At 62.0% G+C, this 17,878-nt stretch carries 23 protein-coding genes; 10 read left to right on the top strand and 13 right to left on the bottom strand.

Going from position 1 to position 17,878, the window contains the following annotated elements; genetic code table 11:
- Positions 1-226: 226 nt before the first annotated feature.
- The 3 genes from ACVMIM_RS17450 to ACVMIM_RS17440 all read left to right on the top strand — a co-directional run bounded on the left by ACVMIM_RS17450 (position 227) and on the right by ACVMIM_RS17440 (position 4,685).
- The gene (locus ACVMIM_RS17450; protein WP_476113493.1) at positions 227-3,808 is read left to right on the top strand and encodes a tetratricopeptide repeat protein; all 3,582 of its coding nucleotides are present in this window, start codon (positions 227-229) and stop codon (positions 3,806-3,808) included.
- 171 nt (positions 3,809-3,979) lie between these two features.
- A complete protein-coding gene (locus ACVMIM_RS17445; RefSeq protein ID WP_476113492.1) occupies positions 3,980-4,324 on the top strand; it encodes a hypothetical protein in 345 nt (114 codons plus the stop codon).
- Between the two features lie 151 nt (positions 4,325-4,475).
- Positions 4,476-4,685, top strand: a complete 210-nt coding sequence (locus ACVMIM_RS17440; RefSeq protein ID WP_041001461.1) for a hypothetical protein — start codon at positions 4,476-4,478, stop codon at positions 4,683-4,685.
- 197 nt (positions 4,686-4,882) lie between these two features.
- On the opposite strand, the gene ACVMIM_RS17435 is transcribed toward ACVMIM_RS17440, so the two are convergent.
- The 3 genes from ACVMIM_RS17435 to ACVMIM_RS17425 all read right to left on the bottom strand — a co-directional run bounded on the left by ACVMIM_RS17435 (position 4,883) and on the right by ACVMIM_RS17425 (position 5,873).
- Positions 4,883-5,137 carry a DUF2934 domain-containing protein gene (locus ACVMIM_RS17435; protein ID WP_476113490.1) on the bottom strand — a complete coding sequence of 85 codons (255 nt, stop codon included), beginning with the start codon at positions 5,135-5,137 and terminating at the stop codon, positions 4,883-4,885.
- Between the two features lie 103 nt (positions 5,138-5,240).
- A complete protein-coding gene (locus ACVMIM_RS17430) occupies positions 5,241-5,450 on the bottom strand; it encodes a hypothetical protein (protein WP_476113488.1) in 210 nt (69 codons plus the stop codon).
- 123 nt (positions 5,451-5,573) lie between these two features.
- Entirely contained in the window at positions 5,574-5,873 is a 300-nt protein-coding gene (locus ACVMIM_RS17425; RefSeq protein ID WP_476113487.1) for a DUF1236 domain-containing protein, read from the bottom strand.
- A gap of 254 nt (positions 5,874-6,127) precedes the next feature.
- Here ACVMIM_RS17425 and ACVMIM_RS17420 point away from each other — a divergent pair, with 254 nt between their 5' ends.
- Positions 6,128-6,433, top strand: a complete 306-nt coding sequence (locus tag ACVMIM_RS17420; protein WP_476113486.1) for a DUF982 domain-containing protein — start codon at positions 6,128-6,130, stop codon at positions 6,431-6,433.
- Between the two features lie 188 nt (positions 6,434-6,621).
- On the opposite strand, the gene ACVMIM_RS17415 is transcribed toward ACVMIM_RS17420, so the two are convergent.
- Together ACVMIM_RS17415 and ACVMIM_RS17410 are read right to left on the bottom strand one after the other, a co-directional pair.
- Entirely contained in the window at positions 6,622-6,843 is a 222-nt protein-coding gene (locus ACVMIM_RS17415; protein WP_041002718.1) for a hypothetical protein, read from the bottom strand.
- Between the two features lie 217 nt (positions 6,844-7,060).
- A complete protein-coding gene (locus tag ACVMIM_RS17410) occupies positions 7,061-7,360 on the bottom strand; it encodes a DUF1236 domain-containing protein (protein WP_224529617.1) in 300 nt (99 codons plus the stop codon).
- Positions 7,361-7,399: 39 nt separating this feature from the next.
- Between ACVMIM_RS17410 and ACVMIM_RS17405 the strand changes: the two genes are divergently transcribed.
- Positions 7,400-8,542 (top strand): DUF1236 domain-containing protein, encoded by a 1,143-nt coding sequence (locus tag ACVMIM_RS17405; protein ID WP_476117268.1) that lies wholly within the window; start codon positions 7,400-7,402, stop codon positions 8,540-8,542.
- A 289-nt stretch (positions 8,543-8,831) separates the two neighbouring features.
- A complete protein-coding gene (locus ACVMIM_RS17400; RefSeq protein ID WP_476113484.1) occupies positions 8,832-9,179 on the top strand; it encodes an exopolysaccharide production repressor protein in 348 nt (115 codons plus the stop codon).
- 265 nt (positions 9,180-9,444) lie between these two features.
- On the opposite strand, the gene ACVMIM_RS17395 is transcribed toward ACVMIM_RS17400, so the two are convergent.
- A complete protein-coding gene (locus ACVMIM_RS17395) occupies positions 9,445-9,852 on the bottom strand; it encodes a hypothetical protein (RefSeq protein ID WP_476113482.1) in 408 nt (135 codons plus the stop codon).
- Between the two features lie 235 nt (positions 9,853-10,087).
- Between ACVMIM_RS17395 and ACVMIM_RS17390 the strand changes: the two genes are divergently transcribed.
- Entirely contained in the window at positions 10,088-10,792 is a 705-nt protein-coding gene (locus tag ACVMIM_RS17390; protein WP_476113480.1) for a DnaJ domain-containing protein, read from the top strand.
- Positions 10,793-10,841: 49 nt separating this feature from the next.
- Complete coding sequence (locus ACVMIM_RS17385) at positions 10,842-11,054, top strand: hypothetical protein (RefSeq protein WP_476113479.1); 213 nt, start codon at positions 10,842-10,844, stop codon at positions 11,052-11,054.
- A gap of 91 nt (positions 11,055-11,145) precedes the next feature.
- Here the strand turns inward: ACVMIM_RS17385 and ACVMIM_RS17380 are convergent, their stop codons facing one another.
- Positions 11,146-12,000 carry a hypothetical protein gene (locus ACVMIM_RS17380; protein WP_476113477.1) on the bottom strand — a complete coding sequence of 285 codons (855 nt, stop codon included), beginning with the start codon at positions 11,998-12,000 and terminating at the stop codon, positions 11,146-11,148.
- 362 nt (positions 12,001-12,362) lie between these two features.
- Between ACVMIM_RS17380 and ACVMIM_RS17375 the strand changes: the two genes are divergently transcribed.
- Positions 12,363-12,653: a hypothetical protein gene (locus ACVMIM_RS17375; protein ID WP_476113476.1), complete on the top strand. Its 291-nt coding sequence runs from the start codon at positions 12,363-12,365 to the stop codon at positions 12,651-12,653.
- Positions 12,654-12,822: 169 nt separating this feature from the next.
- Here ACVMIM_RS17375 and ACVMIM_RS17370 read toward each other — a convergent pair whose 3' ends face one another.
- The 3 genes from ACVMIM_RS17370 to ACVMIM_RS17360 are packed head-to-tail and all read right to left on the bottom strand — an operon-like array spanning position 12,823 to position 14,856.
- Positions 12,823-13,239 carry a TadE/TadG family type IV pilus assembly protein gene (locus ACVMIM_RS17370; RefSeq protein ID WP_476113475.1) on the bottom strand — a complete coding sequence of 139 codons (417 nt, stop codon included), beginning with the start codon at positions 13,237-13,239 and terminating at the stop codon, positions 12,823-12,825.
- Positions 13,229-13,669: a TadE/TadG family type IV pilus assembly protein gene (locus ACVMIM_RS17365; RefSeq protein ID WP_476113473.1), complete on the bottom strand. Its 441-nt coding sequence runs from the start codon at positions 13,667-13,669 to the stop codon at positions 13,229-13,231. The genes ACVMIM_RS17370 and ACVMIM_RS17365 overlap by 11 nt, the downstream gene beginning before the upstream one ends.
- Before the next feature lie 5 nt (positions 13,670-13,674).
- Positions 13,675-14,856 (bottom strand): pilus assembly protein TadG-related protein, encoded by a 1,182-nt coding sequence (locus tag ACVMIM_RS17360; protein ID WP_476113472.1) that lies wholly within the window; start codon positions 14,854-14,856, stop codon positions 13,675-13,677.
- Between the two features lie 346 nt (positions 14,857-15,202).
- On the opposite strand from ACVMIM_RS17360, the gene ACVMIM_RS17355 reads away from it, so the two are divergent.
- Positions 15,203-16,420 carry a TadE/TadG family type IV pilus assembly protein gene (locus ACVMIM_RS17355; protein ID WP_476113470.1) on the top strand — a complete coding sequence of 406 codons (1,218 nt, stop codon included), beginning with the start codon at positions 15,203-15,205 and terminating at the stop codon, positions 16,418-16,420.
- A gap of 25 nt (positions 16,421-16,445) precedes the next feature.
- On the opposite strand, the gene ACVMIM_RS17350 is transcribed toward ACVMIM_RS17355, so the two are convergent.
- The 3 genes from ACVMIM_RS17350 to ACVMIM_RS17340 all read right to left on the bottom strand — a co-directional run bounded on the left by ACVMIM_RS17350 (position 16,446) and on the right by ACVMIM_RS17340 (position 17,518).
- Entirely contained in the window at positions 16,446-16,682 is a 237-nt protein-coding gene (locus ACVMIM_RS17350; RefSeq protein WP_278050150.1) for a hypothetical protein, read from the bottom strand.
- A gap of 29 nt (positions 16,683-16,711) precedes the next feature.
- A complete protein-coding gene (locus ACVMIM_RS17345) occupies positions 16,712-16,972 on the bottom strand; it encodes a polymerase (RefSeq protein WP_476113468.1) in 261 nt (86 codons plus the stop codon).
- A 354-nt stretch (positions 16,973-17,326) separates the two neighbouring features.
- A complete protein-coding gene (locus ACVMIM_RS17340) occupies positions 17,327-17,518 on the bottom strand; it encodes a hypothetical protein (RefSeq protein WP_476113467.1) in 192 nt (63 codons plus the stop codon).
- Positions 17,519-17,878 lie beyond the last annotated feature (360 nt).

Genomic DNA, 17,878 nt, shown 5'->3' with positions numbered 1-17,878 from the left:
CCAGAGGCCTCCGGCAAAGGCCGCGATCCTTCGCGCCGGCCTTCGGCGGCAAGTGTTCTGGGCGGTCCCGCTTAGCGCGGGCTGGGCGCCCCAATGCGGCCTTCACAATTTCTGCTTGCATTCCGGAACAAAAACAGAACTATATAGGCAGCCACGGCAGCAGCCGCGGTAACTCCGGGGGGAGGATCCATCATGTTACGCCGCATCGGCGCGTTTTTGCGCGCGCTTGTTTGGAGGGATTTCGCGCGGGCCGCTGGTGGTCCTGGCGGTGATGCTGGTGCTTGGCGGGCTGAGCGAACCGGCGGCCGCTGTTGTCAAAGACCCTGCCCTTTGTTTCGGCGATGAAAAAAGCGCCGGCGATGCCAAAGCCGCAGCCGACCGCCGCATTGCCGCCTGCACCGCGATTGCCGAGGACGTCGCCGAGGCATTGCCTTTGCGCGCCAAGGCCTATTTCTACAGGGCCAGGGCTCGGGACGACATGCAAGACTGGGATGGCGCGATCGCCGACTATGGCGAGGCGATCGCGCTCGATCCCAAGCGGGCTTCGGCCTACTTCAACCGCGGCGCCGACTGGTTCGACAAAGGCGACGACGACCGCGCGATCGCGGACTTCAACATTGCGATCAGCCTGGAGCCGTCCGACAGCCAAGCCTATTCCAGCCGGGGCTCGGCCTTCCTGCACAAGGGTAAGGTTGACGCGGCCATCCTCGACTTCCAGCAGGCGATCGAGGCTGATCCGGGAAACGGCAGGGCGCATGCCGAACTCGGCTCCGCCTTGGCCGCGACGGGCGATCAGGAAAAGGCGATCGCCGCATATAACGAGGCGATCCGTATCGATCCGACGGACGTGACCGCCTTGGTCAACCGCGGCATCGCCCACGCCGCCAAGGGCGGATTCGACCGTGCTATTGCCGATTACGACACGGCCCTGGACATCGACCCCAGGAGCGCCGACGCCTATGCCAAACGCGGCGCCGCCTGGACCAACAAAAAGGAGTGGGTTCGCGCGATCGCTGACGCCAACAAGGCGATCGAGCTCGATGCTGGAAACGTCGACGGCTATTACTACCGAGCCGTCGCTTGGGCGGGCAAAGGCAACGACGACCGCGCCATTGCCGATTTCGGCCAGGTGATCGCACTTGATCCGAACGATGCCGGAGCTTGGTTCGCCCGCTCGCTGGTACGAGCGCGGCGCGGCGACGCGGCCGGCGCGGCGGCCGATTGCAGGAAGGCCATCGCGCTCAAGCCGGAAAAGGCCGGTGATTGTGATGTGGGACCCGCCGACGCCGAGGCGCCGGCCGCGGAAACGACGACCAAGCCGGATCTTTCTGCTTTGACCAAGCAGTTGGAGGCCACTGGCAGGCAGATCCGTTCCAAAGATGCTGCCGCGCAAATCCGGGATGCATTGAAGCAGCAGGTCTCCGGCGACGTGCCGGGCGCAATCGCTTCCTTCGGCTATGCCATCTCGCTCGATCCGGACAACGCCGAGGCCTATTACGACCGAGCGGTCGCCGCGGCCTCGCAAGGAGACGATGCCCTCGCCACCAGCGACTGCCGGCGCGCCGTCGAACTGGATCCGAAACGCGCCGACGCGTGCGCCGCGCTCATGGCTCAAACCGTTCCGGCCGCCACGACACAGGACCAGGCTGCCCAGGATAGGGCCGCCGCCAGGATACTGGTCGAACGCGCAGGAGCGCGTCTGGCAAAATATGGTGTCGACGGCGCGCTGCTCGATTTCGACAAGGCGATCAGCCTCGATCCCAACAATGCCGATGCTTATCTCGGCCGCAGCCGCGCCAAGTCGCTCAAGGGCGACCAGGCCGGCGCCGCGGCGGATTGCCGGCGTGCTATGGAGCTGGATTCCGTGCGGTCGGGAAGCTGCGACCAGCAGGCTGCCGGCGATGAGGGCAAAGCCGCCCCGGCGCCAGACCTGGGGCAGCCCAAGCCGGCGGGCGCCGCTTCGGTCCCGCAACCCGTACTTCCGAATTTGGCGGCCACGGACGACACTCTGGCTGCAAAGTCTCTGGAGACAAAAGACCAGCGCGCGCTGCAAGCGATCCTCGGCGGCGATGCCTGGCTGGACATGGGCAAATACGACAAGGCGATCGGTTCCTATGACGTGGTGATCGCGCTCGAACCCGACAACCGCTTCGGCTATTTCGGCCGCGGCAGAGCCCGGGCAGCCACACGCGACTACGCCCAGGCGATCGCCGATTTTGACAGGGTCATTCAGCTCGCGCCCAATTTCGCTGCGGCCTATTCTGGCCGCGGCCTCGCCAAGGTGACGTCCGGCGATGTCGACGGCGCGCTTGCCGACTGCGAGCGGGCCGCCACGCTCGACCCGAAGGCGCGCGACGCCCACTATTGCAAAGGCATGGCCTGGCACGCCAAGGGCGATGCCGGACGCGCCATCGCCGCCTATTCGGTGGCGCTCGGTATCGATCCCAAGGATGACGGCAGCTACTATGCGCGCGGCATGGCGCGGGCCGACCGCAAGGACTATGCCGGTGCCATCGCCGATTTCGACCAAGCGCTCAAACTCGATCCCGGCAATGGTGATTACACCGTAGCCCGCAAGGCGGCGGTAGCGGCGAAAGGCGAAAACGAAGCGGCGACGGCCGAAACCGCTCCGGATCCGGTGGCCTTGGCGGCGGCGCTCGAGCGCGGCGACGCGTTCTACAGGAAACGCAAATACGATCGCGCCGCCACTGAGTACAGCCGCGCCGTGGCGCTCGCGCCAAACGAACCGTCGAACTATTCGGCGCGCGCCAGGGCGCGTATGCAACAGGGCGACTATGACGGGGCCTTGGCGGACGTCAACCGAGCGCTTGAGATCGATCCATCCTACATCACGGCCTACCATGCCCGCGCTCTTATACTGATAAAGAAGCGCGAGCCGGAAAAAGCCATTGCCGATTACAACCGTGCGATCGAAATGAAGCCGGACTTTGCCCCGCTTTATTTCGGGCGTGGCAGCACCTGGTACTCTATCGGGGACTTCGATCGCGCCGCCGCCGATCTCGACCGGGCTCTCAGGCTCGATCCTAAATCCGACATGGCCCGGCAAGGTCGTAAATTGGCGATGGCTGCCAAGAGAAAGGCTCTTGCCTCGAAGACGTCAGGCAAGCTCGCCAGACAAGCCGGCAAGCAGACGCCCGCGCCCCAAGCGTTGACCAGAGCCGACATTAACGCCGAGGTTCAGAAGCAGAAATCGCAGATATTGAAAGCAATCGCCGAGGAGTTCCCGGACGACTACAGCGCGTTGATTGACAACGTCATGGTCGTGGCCCGCTTGGGCGGCAAGCAGGCGGTGCGAAACACCAGCCGGGTTGCGGCCGCCGAACTGCGGCGTAAATATGCGCCGCTTTTGCCTTCCACTCCGGATAACGAAGCCGCGCAGGCGCTCTCGGCCCAGCTTGCCATGCTCAACCATCTGATCGCGCGGCAAACGCCAGCCACCTGCAACAATTACCTGCGCATTGGGCCGGACGCGGTCAGCGCGCCTGACAGTGAATTTCTGGTGCATCTGGACAGGATCGGCGCAACGCTGCTGCATGCCCTTGGCGCCGCCAAAAGAAGCGGTCTGCCGGCTGCCGAACCTGAGGATCAGGACTGGTCGCTCGTCGCCGAGGCCTTCACCAAAAACGGCGGCACGCCGGCCGAGATGGAGGCCATAGCGAACGCCAATCAGGATTTCGCTGGCCTGTGCCCCGCAACGGCAAAACTGTTTGCGGCGGCCCTCTCGCTGCCGGGCGAAGCTGGAAGACATGTCAAAACCGCCCTGCTCTATGCCATTGTGAAGGATTAGGTTCGGCAGCGCCGCCAGTCGCCTTGTGGTTCGGCGTCGGCTGTTGCCGAACATCCTGCTCATAACTTTGGAAATCCGGATAACTGCCTGTCGTTCAAATTGTACGAACGGGTACTTGATTGCTTTTCGTACATAAAGTACGATACTTCTCTTCTTTTTGAGGGGACTTGCTTGGACACCGCGAACCATGCCGCTTTCGCCGACCTCTCCCGCCCCTTGCTGTCGCCACTGCCGCTCGCGGAGCGCGAACGTCTTGCCGGCGCCTGGCGCATGGCGAGCCAGGATATCGCCGACGACATCCGCTTCATCCGGCAATATCTGAAAGTGATCGCGGAGAAGGACGAGCGGCTTTCGACCGGCACGCTGGTGCATGGCCGCGCCTATGTGGAGGCCTGCGCGGCCTGGCTGCCGGAGACGGTGGCGCGGTATTCACGCAATCTGAGGCTGATCAGCGAATGTGAAAGCGCGATGATCGCGGCGGGGGTGAGGTTTGCCCGGTCGAGCGACGCGTGGTGAGCCCCAGACAGTCGCTACAACCCTTAGGCCACCTGCCGAAAAATGCATCGTTTCACACAATTGCCAATTGGTGGACGCGCGCGAGCGGCCGGTGATTAATTCCTCTCAGGCGAAGGAGGGTAAGCCGCACATCAGGGAGGAATTCGTTTTAATGGACCAGCGCATCGACATCGGCATACAGCCCGACGATCAACCCTACGAAGTCACCTCATTCGCCCGGAAGCACGGCTTGACGATCCCCGTCGCGGACGCGGTTCTTTTCGCCAAGGGTCCGTCGCCGTCGCGTGCCGCCTGCGACACGGCCGCGCTGGCATTCCTGTGCGCGGTCGCGCGATACGCCGGAAATCAAGGAAGGCGGTAGCCTCCTCCTACCAGTTGAACTGCAGCCCGGCATTGCCGCCGACCTGGCTGCCGGCTGCCTTGGCGCGCTGAAGGACGCTGCAAATCGGCACGTCAGAAATCAGCGCGACCGGGGGATACACGAAAGGGCGCCGTTGCCTCGCCTTCACCTTCCGAGGATCGAATAAAGCTTGGCGGTCAAGCGGTCGCCTAACGGACTCAGCCCTTGGCTTTGGGCTTGGTCGCCTTAGCCTTGGCGGGCTTGGCCGGCTTTTCGGCCTTCGCCGCTACTTTCGATTTTTCGACTTTCGCGGCGGCGGCCTTCTTCGTGCTCTTCGCCTTCGGCTTGCCCGCCGCATCGATCTCGGCCGTCGCCTGATCCCAGTGCTCGAGATGCGCGCCTTCCGGCCGACCGGCCTGCTCCCAGATCTCATGCGCCCGCTGGCGAATGCGTTCGTGCCTGTCGTCCGTCACTGTCGCCTCCTGATGTCGGTTCCCCGGCGCGAACATTAGCCGAATTTTCGCGCGGCGTCTTCGCTATCACGCATATAGCGACCGACTTTGAGGGCAATTTCGCTCAGCGTCTGTCAACGACAACCGCGACGCCCAGATGCGCTGCCTTCTTTGTAATCAACCCGGCCAAATCCGCGTCAGAGCGGTCGGTCCCTGTACGCTGGCGCAGCAGCGAAATTGCCTCTTGCATCGACAGTAGGCCGGTCCTGTGTTCGGCCAGCAGCTTGTCGACCATGGCGGCGATACTAGGTGATTCGACGTGTGGATGATGCATGGCAACGACTCCTTCCGCGCTTCGTTGCCTCCCAAACCGCTGACCATTTTAGCCGTTAAGCCCGGATGCGAGAAGAGCCCGATCCTGCGATGACGAGGATCGGGCTCTTCAAGGGAGCAGGTGTTATTGGATCACCTGGACGACACGGCGCGTGCCGGGATCGATCAACACCGTGTGGTCATTGACGACCGCATAACGGTACTTCACATCCGGAACCTCCCGCAGTTCGACAGTATCCGGTACGGTCGAACCGACGCCGAGCTCAAGACCAAGCACATTCACCGAGGCGATCGGGTGCTTGTGGACATATTCCTTGACCACGGTCTGCTGCTCAGGCGTGACGATCACCTCGTCCGCGGCCGCGACGCCGATGCCGGCCATTAGAGCCAGGCCGGCGACAGCTGGAATGAGGGTGGTTTTCATCGTTTCTCTCCTGTTGCGTTGGCGAGCTCCGCCCTGCCTCCGCGGGGGCGGAAACACCGGCAGGTCGAACATTGGAGCTCCCGGGGCAAACGCCCCCGGCAAGGTGTTGTTCCGTCAGCGACGACTAATTGATTTAGCGGAACCTTCGCATCCGCCCCGCATTGGAAGGCATTGAATCCCAAGACTTTGAAATCATAGGGCGGCGAATTATGCGATCAGGTTCCATCAGAAGCGACATCGAACTTCGAGCCCCGGTGGCGATCGCGGTCGGCGCCGGTTTCAAACGCGAGATCACCTCACTGACCGCGATGCAGAACTTCCTCAAGGAATGGCCGCCGGCTGCTCGGGACGAGAGCTACATCACGGCGCTGCGGTCCTGCGAGGCGGCGCGGGCCGGTGAGATCGATCTGGACAAGGCGCGGCAGGCATTCCTGATTTTTGCGAAGAAGGCGGGAATCGAGTGGACCGGCGCCGATCCGGTCGTGGTGCTGCGCGAAGCAAAGATCAGGCGCAGCCGGGCGCGCGAAAACCGAGCGCAGAACCGACACGTGCCTGGATAGGCGCCAGCGCGCCGAAGCGGCGCAAGGCTGCCTCCTTTTGGTCGCCTGCGCCGCTCTGCGTTGTGGTGCGCATTAAAAGACTTTGCCGACAAACATTGCGGCACCCGTACAGTTGCACACCTGCAGCCCGCCGCCTCCCGTCTGGCGGTCGGTTGCATTCCTGATATTTTTTCGGCTGGTGGCCGCTGTCAGGTCGGCGTCGATTCGCCCGGCGCCTCGGCGACGAAGGATGCGGCGATCAGGTCGTCCGCTTCGATGCGTAGGGAGCCCTCGCCGCCCCCCATGATGGCCGCGACCTTCTGGAAGGTCTTCATCTCATGCTCGGTGATCCGGGCGTCCCGCATCCTGGCTCTCAGATCGGCGACCCGCATCCCGAGCGAACGGGATGTTCCGATTTCTCGTTTCGACATGTCGGTTAGTCTCCTCCTCGCCCGCCCATACCTGTTCGCCGCCGCCCGAATCTTCACCCTGCCATCGATTTGTGTTGTCTATGAGACAGCGCGGATCCAGAGCCGCTAACTCAAGCGCAGGGGGAAGGTTCCGTTAGTGTATGGTAACAAAATAATAATCGGTTAACGGCCCGCCGCCGGGAGCGGCGGCGGGCCATCCGATTTGGCGCGATATCAATTAATCGAGAACCTTGACGATCTTTCGCGTACCCGGGTCGACGATAACCGTCCGATTATCGACGACAACGTAACGGTATTTCACGTTCGGTACCTCGTGCAGCTCGACCGTATCGGGAAGCGTGCTGCCGATATTCAACTCGACCCCGGGGACCTTCACTGAGGCCAGCGGCTGCTTGTGCACATATTCCTTAATAACGGTTTCCTGCTCCGGCGCGATGACGACATCCTGCGCGGCAGCCGCGCCAATGCCCGCAAGAAGCAGGAACCCGGCGGCGGCGGAGGTGAGGTGCATTTTCATTGGTCGTCTCTCCTATGTGGATTTGAATCAATCGCCTTGATGCTGGGCCTGCGATTTTCCACAGCGGGTCGGCATTGTCGTAACGCCATTCGCCTGTCCTTGTTCCTGCAAAAAGTTGGACTGGCGCTTGCAAAGCAACTGCCGCCGTCTTCCGCGAAATCATCGTCTTCGCCCGGCACGGCAATTTCGGAACAATGCGTTACGGGCGGGGTTACCCATGCGAAGGGACCGACTTTCCGAGGAGAAAATCCAATGAAACATCTGCTGATCACAAGCATGATCGCGCTCGGCGTCGGTTGCGGCGCCGCGATGGCGCAAACCGAATCCGCGCAGCCGAGCGGCGGCGACAACAATTGCGCGGCCGGCACAGCCGATTGCCAGAAGGGTGGCAAGGCCGGCGGCCAGGCCCAAGGCGAAATGAAGTCGCAAACTCAGCAGAACGCCCAGGGCAAGGCCGGCGCCAACACGGAAGAGCAGGCCCAGGGCAAGGCCAAGATGAAAACCGATGAACAGGCCCAGGGTCAGGCCGGCACCAGTACCGACCAGAACGCCCAGGACAACACACAGTTGAAGAAGAAGCAGCAGGCGCAGGGCAAGACCGGCACCACCGAGCAGAACGCTCAGGGCAACACCAAGATGCAGACTGAGCAGAACGCCCAAGGCAAGACCGGTACGACCACCCAGCAGAATGCCCAGGACAAGACGAAGACCCAGACCGATCAGCAGGCCCAGGGTAAGACCGGCACAACCACTGAGCAGAACGCTCAGGGCGGCACTACCAAGCTGCAGACCCAGCAGAACGCCCAGGGCAAGACCGGCACAACCGCCGACCAGAATGCTCAGGGCACCACCAAGATGCAGACCGAGCAGAACGCCCAGGGTAACACCAATGTCGAGACCGACCAGAACAAGACGGCCTCGATCAACAATGTGACGGTGGAGCAGAAGACGCAGATCACGCAGGTCATTCATGAGACCCATGTCGAGCCGGTGCGCGACGTCAGCTTCGAAATCTCCGTCGGCGTCGAGGTGCCGCGCCACAAGGTGCGTCTGCATCGCCTGCCGGCCCGTATCGTCAAGATCGTTCCGGCTTACGAGAGTTATGAGTATTTCGTGTTGGCCGACGGACGCATCGTCATTGTCGACCCGGACACCTACAAGATCGTCGTGATCCTGAGCTGATCCGGCCAGCATAGCGAATAGGGGCCCGCCCAACCGGCGGGCCTTTTTGCGTGGGAGAGGGACATCCGAACACGCCCGGCATCCGCCTGCACATGCACTGCAGTTTGTTCGATGTGCGTTTACTCCCGTTGCCGAGGGAACGATCCGGCGCAATTCACAGTTGTCACAACGGAAGTCCTGCGTCCGCCGTCCCTATCGGGGCCGGACGAAAGGGCGATAGGCCCGCCGGCAAATCGTTCAAGCTTGCGGTCCTCCGGGAAAAGGTGCATGGGTCACGATGGGTAGAGACATGGGCGAGATCGTCGACGATCGGATTTGGTCGGGGCGCTCGGTTGGGCAAATGTATTTTCCGCAGTTTCTTGTGGGAATGGTGGCGACGCTTCTGGCCATCCTCGGCTGGACCTTCATGTCCACGGGGTCTTTCTGGGTGGCGATCGGCTGGACGTTCCTGGCGGCCGTGGTTCTGCAGGCCGGTTATTTCGTGGCCGTGCTCTGGCTCGTGCACGACGAGACCCGCGTGAGCGACGAAGGCAAGGCGGAAGCTAGCTCGGCGCCTGCGAAGATACCCGGCCCGTTCGAACGGGACGGCATCATCCACGCTCTCATCTTGCGGCTTTTCCCGAAACTGCTTCCCTGATCACTTCGCGTGGCATCTCGCGGTCGGCCGAGGGCTATTCACCTTTTTCGAGAGGCGGCCGCGCTGCAATAGCCCGGCACGCCGCATCCTTTGCTCGAAGGAATGCAGGAGCCGGTCTACGCCTCAAGGCCTCGAAGCGCCGGCAACCTGCACGCCGCCGACCGCCTTTGCCGAAGCTACAGCGGCGCAACTCAGACGGCAAACTTGCAGTCGCCGGAACTGCAGCCCGGGCTCGCTGTAATCCTGCCGGGTTTGCCGAGCTAGGCTAGCGCGCGGCAGCCGGTGAGACTGAGCGCACCGTTTCCGAAGACGAGAAGACGACGAAGCCAAAGACCAGCACTGCGGCGGCGACGATCAGCGAACCTGTTGCCACGACCGGCTCGATCTCCGGATGGCCTGCCGCCAGCATCCAGTAGAGCGCCGGCAGCATGATCACGATGCCGACCGTATAGAGGCCATAATGGATCATGGCGATGCGGCGCTCGGCCTTGGCCGGGTTGAGCGCGTAATATCCGCCGAAGATGGCGCTGGTGACCCAGCCAAGAAGGTTGATGTGAGCATGCGCCGGGAAGGCCCCGTGATCGCCCGAAATCGCCATCTGCAGTCCGGCGGCGATGCCCAGGATGAGAAAGACGATGGCCGTCTTGAAAAAGAGTTCCGATACGCGTGGCATTTGTTGTCCTCCCAATGCCTCTGTAAACCCGACTCTACGAAGTCTACATCCCATAAGCCATATTAGCCATGGCGCACCTAAGTCGCTGCCGCTTTCGGGCGAAAGCTGCAAGATGGGCCGGCAACTTTGCGAAAAAAGGCTCGCCTCTTTCGAGGCGAGCCAAAAAGAGAGCCGGGCTTGAGGTCGGCTCCCATCCAGGTTGCTACCTGAATTCAAACATGGCTAACGTAGCAGAGTGCGGGATTTATTCCACCGCGATGGCAGATCAATCCGGCAAGCTCTCAATCCGCGCGGCTTCAGCGTCCGATCTTCAGCCCGGGCGCGCCTTGCAAGCGCGCGGCATTTGGGCAATGCTTGGCATTGGGGAGTGGTTTCCGTAATTCGGAAGCACGATTACATGTTCATCGACTATTACGAACTTCTGGAAATAAGCCCGAACGCGAATTCTGAGACCATCGAGCGGATCTTCCGCTACTTTGCCATGCGCTATCATCCCGACAATCGGGAAACCGGCAATGAATCGCGCTTCAGCGAGATCGTGGAAGCTCACAATACACTTCGCGATCCGGTCAAACGGGCACAGTACGATATCCTTTATCGCGAGCATCTGGGCCTTCGCCACGAACTCACGGAAGGAGCGCGCGACGGCGGCGGCATGGAGAGGGATAGCGTTATCCAGGCCAATCTGCTGTCGCTTCTCTATGTGAGGCGCCGGCGGGACGTCAACAATCCGGGCATCGGCGACGAAGAGCTCGAACGCCTGTCGGGCTGCCCTCGCGAGCACTTGGAATTCCATCTGTGGTACCTCAAGGCGAAGGGCTTCATCGGCAGGACCGAGAACGGAACATTCGCCATCACCGTCGAAGGCATCGATCACGCCGGGATGAAACGCGGCGGAGAGCGAGCCGATGCCACCCGCCTCCTCGATCACGCCGATTAGACCGACCATCAAAAGCCCGCCTACTGGCGCTGAACCAGTGGCGGGCTCGATGAAGGACAGCTACATCCCCGAGGAATCGACTGTCGTCTTCTTAACTCCCCATAGCTGGGCTCGGTTCGCCGGGGCGGAGTCTAAGCCATGCACCATGGCGGGCAAGAACAGGGAGCGCACGGTTACATTGGCGTTGTGCTTCACCAAATACAAGGCGGCTGAGGTCCGACGCGCCGACGCATTGGGCCGAGGCGAGCCATTTTTCTTCTGAGACGCGAATTCGCGGTCGCCGGCGTATCAAAAAAGCCGCCGGGCGAGGCCCGGCGGCGTCTTCGTTCACCCTCTGGTCGGTTCGCCCCGCCTTATGGGGTTGTCGTCGTTGTGGTCGTCGTGGCGGCGGCAACGGCGTCGATCTTGCCTGCCAGCGTATCCTTGGCCCAGGCGGTGACGTCGGCGTCGACCGGCTTGTTGGCCATGTCGGTGAGAGCCGTATCCAACGAGGCATCGGTCGGGGCGGGCGTGTTGTCAACCGCAGTCTGAGCATCGGTGACCGCCTGGTTGTCGGCCGTGATTGCCGTGTTCTGCGCGTCGATCTGTGCCTGAACGTCAGCAATCTGCGCATCGAGGGCCGCCTGCTGGTCGGGCGTGAAGCCCGTTGTGTCCGTCGCATTGAGATCAGCGAGCTGCTGAGTGAGGTCGGCGAGCTTGCTCTGGTCGGCGGCCAGTTGGGCGTTCGCCGCGTCGAGCGCGGCCTGAGCGTTCTTGGCCGCCGCGGCCTGCGTGACGTAAGCCTGGATGCCGGCGAACTTCTTGCTCTTGGAATTCATGTAGGCGTTGATGTTGCGCTGCAGCGAATTCAGCCGGCCGAGCTTGGCGTGAATATTCTTTTCCTTCGGCGTGGCGGCCGTGGTCGTATCGTCAGTTGTCGTGTCGTCGGTCGAGCTGTCATCCGACGTGCTGGCATCGGCGCTCTTGTTGTGGCCCGGAGCCGAAGCCGACTTGCCATGCGAGGCGCCGCTCTTGCCGCTGGCCCCGCCATTTCCATTACCACCGTTGCCGTTACCGCCGTTACCGCCGTTGCCGCCATTGCCATTGCCGCCGGCATGGCTGCCGCCATTGCCGTGGCCGCCACCATTACCGCCGGGGCCGGCAAGCGCCGGCGCGGCCGCGAGCGCAAGAATGGCAAGGGATGCCAGGAGTGTCTTTCGCAATGTCATTGTGCTTCTCCGCAGATGAATCGACGCATGGCCCAACCGCTAGGCAGCGTCTTATGAGAATTTCCTAACGGCGTCGGATAAACTTTAAGGAATCGCGGTCGCGAAATGAGAGCATAGCAGCCACCGCTTGGCAGCTTTCGCGAAAAATCGCTTTAACTCGTTGAATTTTAACGAAAATACAAAGGGCTTAGCGCCCTTGGGCCGTTTGGAACAATGAGGGCCCTTGTCCCGCCGGACCATGGTCCGAAGAGGTAATTGCAGCCGCGAAATCTCCGCGTTCGGCAACCTATGCATCAGTCGGAACTCTGCCCGAAGGTCAGGGTTAAACAAGCGAAGGGACATTGCCTAAAAGGATAGTCATCATGAGCCGAATTCTTCTCACCGCCGCCTTTGTTGCTTTGTCCTGTGGCCTGGCCACGGCCCAGTCGGGCACGTCGTCGGGCACCTCTTCGTCATCGTCGACCACGACCACAATGCCTAGCAGCCAAGGCACGGACCAGACGACGACGAATTCGACCAACGCGAATTCGGCGAAGGATTGCGCGCCCGGGCAGCAGGCCGGCAGCGCAAAGCAGGCAGCGCCTGGGCAGCAGGACACAAGCGCGAAATCGAATGCTCCCGGCCAGATGAAAACGACAACTGAAGGCTGCTAGCCTGAGCGGGCACAGCTAAACAATTCCAGGAAAAATGCGCAGCGGTTCTGCCGGAATTGCGCAAAAACAGGGGCTCGCAGCGGTTCGGCGATCCCGCGTATGCCGGACCGCTCTGGCCCTTGCGCCGCCGGCATCCGGCCCCGACTGCCCACGGTTTTCCTGGAATTGCCTAACCGCCCACCAGCGGCACGGTCACCGAGGTGGTGTAGCTGATCGGGAAATTGCTGAAATAGGGGAAGCTGATGACGAAGGCATAGCTGGCGTTGACGTGGGCCATGCGGAAGCCGCCGCTCGCGGGGTCGATAGTGATGGTGACATTCACATTCTGCAGTCCGAGCGCCTGCAATTTCTGCGTCGCGACCGCCTGGATGTCGGCCTGGGTCAGCGCGTTGTTGAGTTGCAGCGAACGCGCGGAAGCTTCGAGGGCGTAGCGCACGCTTGATATGCTGTTCATCGACCAGCCGAAGGCGAAGATGCCGAACAGGAGCATGATGAGGAAAGGCGCAATCAGCGCGAATTCCAGACCCGCGCCGCCCGCTTCATTAGCCGCAAATGCCGAAAGCCGGAGTCTTCGTTCAGCGCACACGGACCACCTGCACATGGCCGATTGCGGTATTGTCCGGGTATGGGCCGAAGGTGAAGGGCGGAATCCAGGTGCCGGATGCCTGAATCTGGACGTAGACGGACGGCGCTTTAGGTCCACTGCATAAGGTCGATGCATCGACCACGGTGGTGCCGCACTTATAGATGCGACTGATCGTGACCTGCGCGTCGGAAGGCTTGTTCTCCCAGCTCGCCAGCGCGACAGTCTGGGTCGCGCTGTCATCGACGGATCCTGCCATCACAAAGTTCGCTGCCGTCTTCACGCCGGCGCGCATCGATAGCGAACTGGCGACATAGGACCAGCCGTCCATGATTCCGAGCAACACTGCACATAGGACCGGTAGGACCAGCGCTAACTCCACCGCGGCTATGCCCGTCTTGTCGCGAACGGCCGTAAGGAGTTGCCTGGCCATAAATTTCACTCGACGACCGCGACCGACCGTGCCGCCGGAATGTCCTTCATCCCAAGGCTCGAGCAATCCTGGTTGATGGTCGAATTGCCCGACCACTGGATAGTGTCGGCAACAACCTGGGTGCAGCCGTTTTGACCCGAGAAATTGCCAAGGTAATTGACCCGCTGCCTAGGAAAATAGATGGCGCCGGTCAAAAGCGAGGTCGCAGTGCCGTTGAAGGTGCTCTGCGCCGCGGTTCCGGTCCTGTCGCCGTAGAACAGCACGCCGGAATAGGTGCCCGAGGTCGGCGCGCTCAGCGTCACGGTGGCGTTGCCGTTCATGCTGACGGTGTTGCTGCCCGCCATGTAGATGGTTACGCCGCTGCCCTGGACGACCGCGCCCGCGTTGATCTTCAAATTGCCCTGGACGACATAGACGCCGGGAGAAAGCGTGACAATGCCGTTGAGGTTCATGCCATTGCAGTAGGTTCCGGGCTGGATTGTTTGCGTCGACTTACCACCGTTGACGTTCTGGCAGGAGCCGCTACTCGCGGGCGCCGGCAGACTGGCGAACGGATCGGCCGCCGGCAGGGCCTGAGTGATCGGGGCCTTGCATACCGTAGTCACCGGGTTGTTCAGCACCATGCCGCCGGCCGAAATCAGGCAATCGGCCTGAAGTCCCGCCGCGCCCTGCACTTTGATGGCATCGTTCGCAATAGAGTTCGACATGATGACGCAGCCGGTCAGCTTGACGCTGGTGCTGCCGGAATAGAGCACTGCCTGCGAGGCCGACTGACTGAGCGCCAGGTTGCAGGCCTTCGAAGCGTCGGTGATCAGGGCCACCGCCCTCGCCCGCTCCGGCACCTTTGTCTGCGTGAAGATGGAGGTGAACATCCGGTCGAGATTCTGGTTGAGAATGACCTCCACCGCCTTCTTGGCCGTGTTCGGCCCCGAAATGGGCGGCGTATTGACGATGATGGTGCCCTCGCCCAGCCCGTTCGAGGCGGCCGATGACGTGGCAGCCGCCGTGATCGCCGCGGTGTCGGACCCCTGGACCTTTTCCAACGCCCCGGCATAAGCTGCCGCGTCGGCGATCGCCTGCAGCTTCAGGCTCGAATAGTACCAATAGGAGGTTTCGACGCCGAGCCCCGCGCCGCCGACGACGACCGGCAGGGTGAGCGCGAATATGGTCGCGACATTGCCGCCCATGCCTTCGCAAAAGCGTCGAAAAGAAACTCGAGAAAAAAGATGTCTGAAGAAACGACCCGAAGAGGCCATGGCCGAGCGCACCCAAGCTATCCCAGCCGCCACGTCATCATTGCGATGTGAACGAATGCCTAATTATTTCGCTCGATTTGCACCGGTGGGCCTCCAGCGCTCCCTTGTTCCCACCTTGCGCGGCACAGACTCAGACCTAAGGCCCAACACATATCGGACTTAAGGCGTAACCATCTGTAGAAGCTAATGTTTTAGCTTTTCTGCATTTTATCTTTTTTGCAAATCGCTCGTTGAGACGGCGCGCATATCACATACCGCATATCGGCGAGGATGACTCATGTTGGGACGTTTTTTGGCATCGAGACGCGGCAACTTCGCGATCGCGGCCGCAGTCGCCATGGTGCCGCTTATGCTTGGCGTCGCGGCATCCATCGACCTGATAGGCACGAGCGACGACGCCGCGCAGTTGCAGAACTCGCTGGACGCGGCTGGCCTGGCGATCGGCACGAAATATCAGGCGAGCATGTCGGCGAGCGACGTGCAGCAGCTCGGCCAGACCTTCTTCGCCGCCAATATGAGCGCAGCCGACGCACAGGAGCTGTCGGGCAGCCTCGCCGCTTTCCAGGCCAGCGCAAGCGGCGGTCCGGGCGCCTATTTCATCTCGCTGTCGTCGAGCATCAGCCGGCCGGCCTTCGTCAGCGGCATGCCGGCCTGGCAGGCGACGCGCACCGCCTCGGTCAAGCTCAAACCAGGCGCGCAAGCCTGCGTGCTCGCGCTCGATCAGCACGCCGACGGCGCGGTCAACCTGCAGGGCTCGACCGATGTGACGATGAATGGCTGCGTGATAGCGGCCAATTCGGACGCGCCCGACGCCGTCAGCCGAGGAGGTTCGGCGATCGTCAGCGCCGGCTGCGTCTCGACCGTCGGCGGCACGCAGGGGCTGACGCCGCCCAACGCCACGCTTTCCTGCGGCGCGCCGCAAGAGAACCAGTATGCCTCGTTCGATCCGCTGGCGGATGTCGTTCCGCCTGCCTACACGCTCTGCCTGCCGGTGCCCAATGGCAAAACGGTGACGCTCTCGCCGGGCACCTATTGCGACAGGACCTTGTCGGGAAAGATCACCCTCAATCCTGGCACCTACCTCATGCGCAACGTCACCATAAAGCCGGGGGGCAACGGCAGCCTGAGCGGACAGGGCGTGACGATCTTCCTGATGGAGAATTCGCGGCTCACCATCAACGCCAACGAGCAGGTGAACCTCTCGCCGCCGACGAGCGGTCCTTACGCCGGCATCACCATCTTCCAGGCGCATGGCAACACTCAGCCCCTGCTGCTCAACGGCGGATCCGGCTCGGTGGTGAGCGGCTTCATCTATGCTCCGGACGCCGCCATCACCTATACCGGAAATTCGGATATGACAGCCCAGGGCAGTTGCCTGAGGCTGGTCGGCGATACTGTAGCAATGATAGGGAACTCGGCCGTAAAGTCGGATTGCACGGCCGAACTCGCAGGCCGGGCGGCGTATGCGGGCCGGATGATCACCCTGGCGAAATGAGCGCCAGTCTCCCGTCTGGAGGAGATTACGCCTGGTCCACGATATCCGCGCCCGCCTGCTCGTCGAAGAGCACCGCGCAGCCGCGCTCGAGCGCGACCTGTGTCAAGGCGTTGGTCGCGTCCTCATCCGACGAGACGAAATCGCCGGTCAGCACGCGCAATTCCTCGACTGCCTTGGACATCGGCACGACACGCCCGGCCAAAGGGTCGCTCGCGCATGCATCGATGACGCACAAAAGATCGATGAGTTCAAAATTACCCATGGCGGCCTCCGCCAGCGCCATCCCTTCGCTCAATCAACGGCATGAGCCGCGGACTGGTTCCCCCGCCCGCCTTCATCGGGTGACCTGACGGGCGCGAGCTTGAGATCGAAGCGGGCCGGCAGGCACGGCTCGACACAGGCCCTGCGCACCGAGCCTGTCGCGGTCGCGTCGATCGGAAGGAGGATCACCATCTCGGCATCGCGTTGTGGCCAGAGCGGCCTGCCGAAGAGGAGGAAGACGCCGCCGATCAATACCGCCAGAAGCAGCGCGGCAAACAGGTTCGCGATCATGTTGCCGGGTTCACGAGGGAAGGAGTGCCTGCCATATCGCAGGAATGGCAGGCACTCCGTGGTCAACCGCCGATGAAGGGACTTTGTCCGGCGGCTTGCTACCAAATGAAATTGATGTCCTCTTGTTTCTTACAAATCGATGTCTCGGGCCTCTGCGTTCGATGGGTGAGACTTCAGTCTGAAGATGGTCCCAGACCGTTGATATGCATGCAGCCGAGTGCCCGGCGAAGCGTTGGTTTTCGCTGCTTCACTCTCGGTCCGCGTGTTCTTGCGAACCGCAGGCCGTTCCCTGAACGGTAGATCTCACACCGAGCATCTAGTCGCGCCGTATGTCCGAGCGATTGAGCCCGATACTCAGTCCTCGAGGTCCATCTGCTGATGGCCGGGCTGCTGGTGCCATAGCACCTGGCGATAATCCTTCAGTTCGACGACCTGGCTGCAGACCGGACAGACATAGCTGTCGCAGCATTGGCGAAGCGCCGGCGGGCCGCGACGGGCGGCAATGACCGGCGGGCGCGAATAGCCTTTCACGGCTGGATCAAGCATTGGTTTCCTCCTGGTGGTGTTGATTATCTCCGCCCAAAAGTTTGTCCCCTTGCCCTGCTATGTCGCGCCGGCGCGGCGTTCGGCCAGCGCTGAGCAGGTGGACGTAATGCTGATGGGGATTGCGAAAAGCCGCGACGGTATCGCCTTAATCGTTGCCGAGGGTCGCATCGAATTCTCCCTGTCGGGCGAGAACGGATGGGTCCCTCAACCACCGCCGTGCCAGCGCGAAAACAGGAAAGCACCCGGCGATCAGGTCCGCAATAACTTTCGACAAGAAGCGCCAAATCTTCAGGGCCGAGCGTGCCTCCAATTATATTAGCGAACCCTCATAACAAGGCGTATGTATGAGACAGCGGTCGC

The sequence above is a fragment of the Mesorhizobium sp. USDA 4413 genome (assembly GCF_056280365.1).
The sequence above is the reverse complement of the archived record's forward strand: the minus strand, read 5'-3'. Positions and strand labels throughout refer to the sequence as shown.

Excerpts from the sequence above, each read along its gene's own strand:
- ACVMIM_RS17350 (WP_278050150.1), bottom strand. The coding sequence starts at position 16,682 with ATGGGTAATTTTGAACTCATCGATCTTTTGTGCGTCATCGATGCATGC.
- ACVMIM_RS17375 (WP_476113476.1), top strand. The coding sequence starts at position 12,363 with ATGAGCCGAATTCTTCTCACCGCCGCCTTTGTTGCTTTGTCCTGTGGC.
- ACVMIM_RS17430 (WP_476113488.1), bottom strand. The coding sequence starts at position 5,450 with ATGCATCATCCACACGTCGAATCACCTAGTATCGCCGCCATGGTCGAC.
- ACVMIM_RS17415 (WP_041002718.1), bottom strand. The coding sequence starts at position 6,843 with ATGTCGAAACGAGAAATCGGAACATCCCGTTCGCTCGGGATGCGGGTC.
- ACVMIM_RS17340 (WP_476113467.1), bottom strand. The coding sequence starts at position 17,518 with ATGCTTGATCCAGCCGTGAAAGGCTATTCGCGCCCGCCGGTCATTGCC.
- ACVMIM_RS17380 (WP_476113477.1), bottom strand. The coding sequence starts at position 12,000 with ATGACATTGCGAAAGACACTCCTGGCATCCCTTGCCATTCTTGCGCTC.
- ACVMIM_RS17365 (WP_476113473.1), bottom strand. The coding sequence starts at position 13,669 with ATGGCCAGGCAACTCCTTACGGCCGTTCGCGACAAGACGGGCATAGCC.
- ACVMIM_RS17395 (WP_476113482.1), bottom strand. The coding sequence starts at position 9,852 with ATGCCACGCGTATCGGAACTCTTTTTCAAGACGGCCATCGTCTTTCTC.
- ACVMIM_RS17440 (WP_041001461.1), top strand. The coding sequence starts at position 4,476 with ATGGACCAGCGCATCGACATCGGCATACAGCCCGACGATCAACCCTAC.
- ACVMIM_RS17425 (WP_476113487.1), bottom strand. The coding sequence starts at position 5,873 with ATGAAAACCACCCTCATTCCAGCTGTCGCCGGCCTGGCTCTAATGGCC.
- ACVMIM_RS17405 (WP_476117268.1), top strand. The coding sequence starts at position 7,400 with ATGCTGGGCCTGCGATTTTCCACAGCGGGTCGGCATTGTCGTAACGCC.
- ACVMIM_RS17355 (WP_476113470.1), top strand. The coding sequence starts at position 15,203 with ATGTTGGGACGTTTTTTGGCATCGAGACGCGGCAACTTCGCGATCGCG.
- ACVMIM_RS17410 (WP_224529617.1), bottom strand. The coding sequence starts at position 7,360 with ATGAAAATGCACCTCACCTCCGCCGCCGCCGGGTTCCTGCTTCTTGCG.
- ACVMIM_RS17360 (WP_476113472.1), bottom strand. The coding sequence starts at position 14,856 with ATGGGCGGCAATGTCGCGACCATATTCGCGCTCACCCTGCCGGTCGTC.
- ACVMIM_RS17345 (WP_476113468.1), bottom strand. The coding sequence starts at position 16,972 with ATGATCGCGAACCTGTTTGCCGCGCTGCTTCTGGCGGTATTGATCGGC.
- ACVMIM_RS17385 (WP_476113479.1), top strand. The coding sequence starts at position 10,842 with ATGAAGGACAGCTACATCCCCGAGGAATCGACTGTCGTCTTCTTAACT.
- ACVMIM_RS17400 (WP_476113484.1), top strand. The coding sequence starts at position 8,832 with ATGGGCGAGATCGTCGACGATCGGATTTGGTCGGGGCGCTCGGTTGGG.